Origin of the sequence: Curtobacterium sp. APC 4022, assembly GCF_030407555.1 — a bacterium.
GTDB lineage: Bacteria > Actinomycetota > Actinomycetes > Actinomycetales > Microbacteriaceae > Curtobacterium.
Window position 1 is genome coordinate 1 of record NZ_JASDDD010000085.1, and the last position, 6327, is coordinate 6327.

Consider the following 6327-nt stretch of genomic DNA (forward strand, 5'->3'; position numbering starts at 1 on the left):
GACCGCCGTCGTGGTTCGTCCGTTGAACGCGGTGTGAACGGACGGCGGCGGGTCGCTGACGTCGCTTGACCGGCTCCTCCGACCGCCCGCACAGTGGACACCGTTCCCGGATAGGGAACGTTCCCTACCCGAAGGTTGCTCGACATGACGGTGTCCGTCCGGCCCGGCCTGCTCGCCGGTCCCGCCCGCCCCGCCAGGACGACCCGGTCCTGGCTGCGGTCCGACCGCCGCGTCGGCATGGCCCTGCTCCTGCCGGCGTCGGTCGTGTTCGGCGTGTTCGTCTTCTACCCGCTCGTCCGCGTCATCGTCCTCAGCACGCAGGGCACCGACATCTTCGGCCAGCCCGCCGGATCGGTCGGCTTGCAGAACTACGTCCGGACCTTCACCGACCCGGGCTTCGCCCGGACCATGCTCAACACGGCGCTGTTCTGCGTCGGCGTGGTCGCCGGCCGCATCGTGTTCGGACTGCTCATCGTCGTGCCGCTCACCGCGAAGCTGCGCGGGATGCCGGTCTTCCGGGCACTGCTCACCTCGCCGATGGTCGTGTCCGTGTCAGCGGGGTCGGTCGCCTTCGCGACGATGCTCGCCCCCGGCACCGGCCTGGTGAACACCGTGATCCGGCAGCTCGGCGGTCAGGGGATCCCGTGGCTGACGGACACGCACTGGGCGCTGGCGAGCGTCGTCCTCGTCACCGTCTGGGGCTCGCTCGGGTTCACCGTGCTGCTGCTCGTCGGGGCCTTCGGGGCGATCGACCCGCAGGTCGTCGAGGCCGCGCAACTCGACGGCGCCGGCCCGGTCCGCACCTTCTGGTCGGTGTCGCTGCCACTGGTCACGCCGACCCTGTTCTTCGTCGTGGTCACCGGCACCGTCGAGGCGCTCACCACGTTCGGACAGATCCAGATCCTCACCTCGGGAGGCCCGGCCGACTCCTCCCGCACGCTCGTCTACGCGATCTACCAGCAGGCGTTCGGCTCGGCGAGCGCGAACTTCGGGCTGGCGGCAGCGCTCGGCGTCGTGCTGTTCCTGCTCGTCCTCGGGCTGTCCCTCGTGCAGTTCGGCGTGCTCGAGAAGCGGGTGAACTACTGATGCGACCCGTCACCGCCCGGCGCTTCCGCAGCGCCCTCGTCTACGCCTGGCTGATCGCCGCCGTCGTGGTCGTGTGCTTCCCGCTGTACTACGTGTTCGAGGGCGCCCTCACCCCGAACGAGTACCTCGACCAGGGGCTGCCCGGTCTGCTGCCCGTCCACCTGACGCTCGACAACCTGGTGCGTGCGACACAGGTCGTGCCGCTCGGCCAGCAGTTCCTCAACAGCGTGCTGGTGACGTTCTGCCAGACGGTGCTGCAGGTCGTGATCGGCATCATGACCGCCTACGCGCTGGTGTTCTGCCGACTCCGCGGCACCCGGGCGCTGTTCCTCGTCCTGCTCGCCAGCATGATGATCCCCGGCGAGACGACCCTGATCGCGAACTACCTGACCGTCTCGTCGTGGCACATCATCGACACCCTGCTCGTGGTGTTCCTGCCGTTCGTCGCGTCGGCGCTGACGATCTTCCTGTTCCGGCAGGCGTTCCTGAGCTTCCCCGACGAACTGCGTGAAGCCGCGGTGCTCGACGGCGCCGGCCACTTCCGGTTCATCCGGTCGATGCTGCTGCCGATCACCCGGCCGACCCTGGTGTCCGTCACCCTCGTCAGCGCCACGGCCGCGTGGAACGGGTTCTTCTGGCCGCTGCTCGTCACGAACTCGCCGGAGAACCGGACCGTGCAGGTCGGCATCGCCCAACTCGCCGACGCCCAGGCGTCCGACGTCGGTGTCGTCCTGGCCGGCGCCGCGATGGTCACCCTGCCGGTGCTCGTCCTGGTCCTCGTCGCCCAGCGGTTCCTGGCCGGTGGCCTGACCGCCGGCGCCCTGAAGTGACCGGCGCACTGCAGTGACCGGCGCACTGCACGGCCACCGCGCAGCGGTGACCGCCGACGCGCTCACGTGACCGTCCGTCCCTCCCGTCTCCCGCCCCAGCTCCCACCTTCACCCCGAACAGGAAGCAGCACCATGTCGCCTCGACGCTCCACCGCCGCACTCGTCCTCGGCGCCGCCACCGTGCTGGCGCTCGCCGGGTGCTCCGCCTCCGGCACCGCCGCCTCGTCCGGTCCCGTCACCGTCGACTTCTGGCACGCCATGGCCGGCCCCGCCGCCACCGAACTCGGCTCCCTGGTGTCCGAGTACAACGCCCACAACGCCGACCACGCCACCGTCAAGGCCTCGTACCAGGGTGACTACGCGGCGGTGCAGACGAAGTACACCGCCGCCGTGCAGTCCTCGTCGACGCCGGACCTGCTCATGATGAACGACGTGTCGACCGGCTTCATGATGGACTCCGGCCAGACCGTCGCGCCCACCACCCTCGGCAAGGTCGACACCTCGTCGATGGCCCCGGCCGCCAAGCGCTACTACAGCGGCAAGGACGGACTGGCAGCGATGCCGTTCTCGGTGTCCGTGCCTGTCCTGTACCTCGACAAGGCGCTCGTCGAGCGGGCCGGACTCGACCCGAAGTCCCCGCCGAAGACCCTCGACCAGGTCGCGACCTGGGCCGAGGCGATCCACAAGGCGACCGGTGCCTACGGCTTCAGCATGAACATGGCCGACTCGTGGATGCTCGAGGAGCTCTCCGCCTCCGGCGGCAAGCCCTTCTGCTCGCCGGACAACGGCCGCGGGTCCACGAAGGTCGACGGGGTCAGCCTGACCTCCGACACCCAGGTCGGCTTCATGACCCGGCTGCAGTCGCTGTACCAGGACGGCGTCGCGCTGAACCCGGGCACCGACTCCGCCGCCATGAACTCCGCCTTCGCCAGCGGCAAGGTCGGCATGCTGATGACCTCGTCCGGCGCCTACACGACCGTCGACCCGGACGGCTCGAAGTCCGTCGTCACGACCTTCCCCACCACCGCCTCGTCGAAGGACGCCGGCCAGGTCATCGGCGGCAACGCGCTCTGGATCTCCGGCAAGGGGCACTCGACCGCCGAGCAGCGTGCCTCGTACGACTTCGCGAAGTGGCTGCAGACGCCCGAGGTGCAGGCGAAGTGGGCGAAGGCGACCGGCTACCTGGCGATGGACACCGGGGCGGCGTCGACCAGCGTCGGCAAGCAGTCCCTGGCCGACCCGAACGTGGCGGCGATGTACCGGCAGCTGGCGGCCGACCCGTCGAGCACCGCAGCGGCCGGCTGCGTGACCGGCGCGTTCCCGACCGTCCGCGCGACCGTCATCGGCGCGTTCAACCGGGTGGTCGAGGGCGCGGACGTGCGCGCCACCATGCGGACGGCCGAGAAGCAGGCGTCCGCGCAGATCGCGGACTACAACGAGGCTGCCGGCAAGTGAGCTGAGCCGTCGCGGACGGGAGGCACGGTGCGGGCCCGCACCGTGCCTCCCGTCCGTTACTGCGCGCCTTCCGGCGCCATCAGACCGTTCCGGTACGCGAACGCGATCACCTCGTTGCGTGACCCGAGGTCGAGCTTGGTCAGGATGTTGCCGACGTGGGTCTTCACGGTCGCCTCGCTGATGTAGGCCTGCCGCGCGATGTCGGCGTTGGAACAGCCGTCGGCGAGGAGCCGGAAGATCTCGCGCTCACGCGTCGACAGTGTCGCGACCACCGCATGGTGCGTCACCGGGGTGATCGGGACCGGTGCGGTGTCCGGTCGACGTGCGCCGATCCTCCAGGACAGCGCTGCGGCCGCGACCGACACGACGACCCACACCGCGATGTCGCTGGTGACGCGGCCACCCCAGGGGAGGCCGTTGACCGTGCCCCACCGGCCGGACAGCGAGACCGTCGGGACCGTCAGCAGCGCGCCGACACCGACCGCAGCGGCCAGGACGCCGGCGAGCAGCCGACGCCGGTGAGCGGGGTCAGCAGACCGCGCGACGAGCGCGGGAAGCGGCAGGAGGACCAGGTAGCCGACCCAGCTCGCCTGGCTGAACCGGGCGGGCCAGAAGAGCAGTTGCAGGGTCACCAGCAGCACCGTGCCGACGACGGCCCAGGTCGGCCGCAGGCGCGCCAGGCCGAGTGCCGCGGTGTACCCGACCATGGCCAGGACCGCGTACCGGTTCGTGGCGAAGGTGTCCTCCCGCAGGGGGACGTCCACGGTGAACTGGCCGTGTTGCGTCGCGACCCAGGCGGCGAGGAGGGCCAGGGCGACGGCCGGCACGATGGAGGCCCGCAGCAGGTTCGGCATGCTGCTCACGGTAGGACCCGTGGTCGCCTCGTGGGCCGGGTCAGGGGTGGAATCGTCCGGGAGTCGGAGTCGTCCATCGGGGGGAGTGGCACGGGATCGGTGCCTCTCAGAGCATTCCCTAGGCTCGTGTCCGTGGAAGCGACGACGCGCACGGTCACCACCGCCGACGGAACCGAGATCGCGACGCTGGTGTGGCCGGGCGACGGCCCGACCGTCGTCGTCCTGCACGGCCTGGCCGGCAGCAGCCGTGAGTTCGCCCCGACGGCAGAGGCCCTCGCCGGCCACTCCGTCGTCCTGGTCGACCAGCGGGGCCACGGCCGGAGCACCAGGCGCCCCGCGGACACCTCGCGCGCGGCGTTCGTCGCCGACGTGGTCTCGGTCATCGACGCGCTCACCGTCCCTCCGGTGGTGCTGGTCGGCCAGTCGATGGGCGCGCACACGGCCATGCTCGTCGCGGCCGCCCGGCCGGACCTGGTGCGTGGGCTCGTCCTGCTCGAGGTGGACCAGGGCAGCGGCACGCCGGAGGACCACGCTGCTCTCGGTGCGTTCTTCCGCTCGTGGTCGACGCCGTTCGCCGATCGGGCGGCCGCTCGGGCCGAGCTCGGTGACGGGCCGCTCGCGGAGGCCTGGGTCGCCGACCTCGAGGAGCTCCCGGACGGACTCCACCCGCGCTTCGACGCCGACGTCATGCAGTCCACGATCGAGGCGGTCGGTACGCCCCGCTGGGCGGAGTGGGAGTCGGTCACGGCCCCGACCCTGGTCCTGTACGCCGACGGCGGCATGTTCACCGCAGAGCAGCAGCAGGAGTTCCTCCGTCGTGGTCGTTCGGTGACGGTGGGGCGGCTCCATGACGCCTCGCACGACGCGCACCTCGACGCGTTCGACCAGTGGATCGACGCCCTCCGCTCCTGGGTCGCGTTGATGTGAGTCCGTCGCTCGGTTGTGTCTCCTGCGCCCGGATCTGGTACTAATGAGATCCGTTCTCATCAAGGAGACCCATGTCCGAGTCGCTGCCGGCGGTCCGCCCGACGTCCTCGGCGACGCGTCCGGCCGACGCCGTCGTGGTCCTGATGCGCCGCTCACGTCGTCGTGCAGCGGCCCGGATCACCGTGCTCGTGGTGGTGCTCGCCGTGGTCGCCGTCGCCGCGATGATGATCGGTCCGGTGTCGATCGCTCCGACCCAGGTCATCGGCATCGTGGTCGACCACGTCAGCGGCGTCCGATCCGGTGACTGGTCCGCGTCCGCCGACCAGATCGTCTGGGGCACGCGAGCACCTCGGGTCGCGATGGGGATCATCGCCGGCGCCGTGCTGGCGGCCGGGGGAGCGGTCCTGCAGGCCCTCGTGCGGAACGGCCTGGCCGACCCGTACCTGCTCGGCATCAACTCCGGCGCCAGCACCGGCGTCGCACTCGTGGTCCTGGTCATCGGCGGCGGCAGCGCGCTCCTCTTCTCCGGCGCAGCGCTGGCCGGGGCGATCGGCGCGGTGCTGCTGGTCGTGGCCCTTGCCGGGACCGCCAGCCGTCGCGGGCCGATCCGGCTCGTGCTCGCCGGGCTGGCCGTCGGCTACGCCCTCAACGCGGCGACGAGCTTCCTGGTCTTCTGGAGCGACTCCCCGGAGGCCGCCCGCTCCGTCCTGTTCTGGCTGCTGGGCTCGCTGGGGTCGGTGCAGCCGGTCGCACTCGTCGCCGCAGCACTGTCCGCTGGCCTCGGACTCGTCGCGCTCGTCGTCATCGCCCCGTTCATCGACGCGCTCGCGTCCGGTGACGACTCCGCGCGGTCCGCGGGCATCGACCCCGAACGCGCGCGGCTGGCCCTGATGGTCGGTGTCTCCGCCATGGTCGGCGTCATCGTCGCCGCGGTCGGCGGTGTCGGGTTCATCGGGCTCGTCGTGCCGCACCTGGCACGTCGGCTCGTCGGCGGCCGACACCGGGCGGTCCTGCCGGTGTCGGCGTTGCTCGGCGCGGTCCTGCTCGTCGTCGCGGACACGGTCGCGCGCACCGTCTTCGCGCCCCAGGAGATCCCCGTCGGGGTCGTGACCGGTGTGCTCGGTGCGCCGTTCCTCCTGGTCCTCCTCCGCCGCACCGCCCCCACGTCCACCCCC

6 protein-coding genes are annotated in these 6327 nt (G+C 71.3%); 5 read left to right on the forward strand and 1 reads right to left on the reverse strand.

Annotated elements, in window-relative coordinates:
• The first annotated feature begins 144 nt into the window (after positions 1-144).
• The 3 genes from QL987_RS16455 to QL987_RS16465 all read left to right on the forward strand — a co-directional run bounded on the left by QL987_RS16455 (position 145) and on the right by QL987_RS16465 (position 3371).
• Complete coding sequence (locus tag QL987_RS16455) at positions 145-1086, forward strand: sugar ABC transporter permease (protein ID WP_290158723.1); 942 nt, start codon at positions 145-147, stop codon at positions 1084-1086.
• A complete protein-coding gene (locus tag QL987_RS16460) occupies positions 1086-1916 on the forward strand; it encodes a carbohydrate ABC transporter permease (protein ID WP_221849300.1) in 831 nt (276 codons plus the stop codon). Before QL987_RS16455 ends, QL987_RS16460 begins: the two co-directional genes overlap by 1 nt.
• A 132-nt stretch (positions 1917-2048) precedes the next feature.
• Positions 2049-3371, forward strand: a complete 1323-nt coding sequence (locus tag QL987_RS16465) for an extracellular solute-binding protein (protein ID WP_290158725.1) — start codon at positions 2049-2051, stop codon at positions 3369-3371.
• A gap of 56 nt (positions 3372-3427) precedes the next feature.
• Here QL987_RS16465 and QL987_RS16470 read toward each other — a convergent pair whose 3' ends face one another.
• Positions 3428-4225: a response regulator transcription factor gene (locus QL987_RS16470; RefSeq protein WP_290158727.1), complete on the reverse strand. Its 798-nt coding sequence runs from the start codon at positions 4223-4225 to the stop codon at positions 3428-3430.
• A 132-nt stretch (positions 4226-4357) separates the two neighbouring features.
• On the opposite strand from QL987_RS16470, the gene QL987_RS16475 reads away from it, so the two are divergent.
• Positions 4358-5152: an alpha/beta hydrolase gene (locus tag QL987_RS16475; protein WP_290158729.1), complete on the forward strand. Its 795-nt coding sequence runs from the start codon at positions 4358-4360 to the stop codon at positions 5150-5152.
• A 71-nt stretch (positions 5153-5223) separates the two neighbouring features.
• Positions 5224-6327 (forward strand): iron ABC transporter permease (locus QL987_RS16480; RefSeq protein WP_290158731.1); only part of this gene is annotated, 1104 nt, incomplete at its 3' end.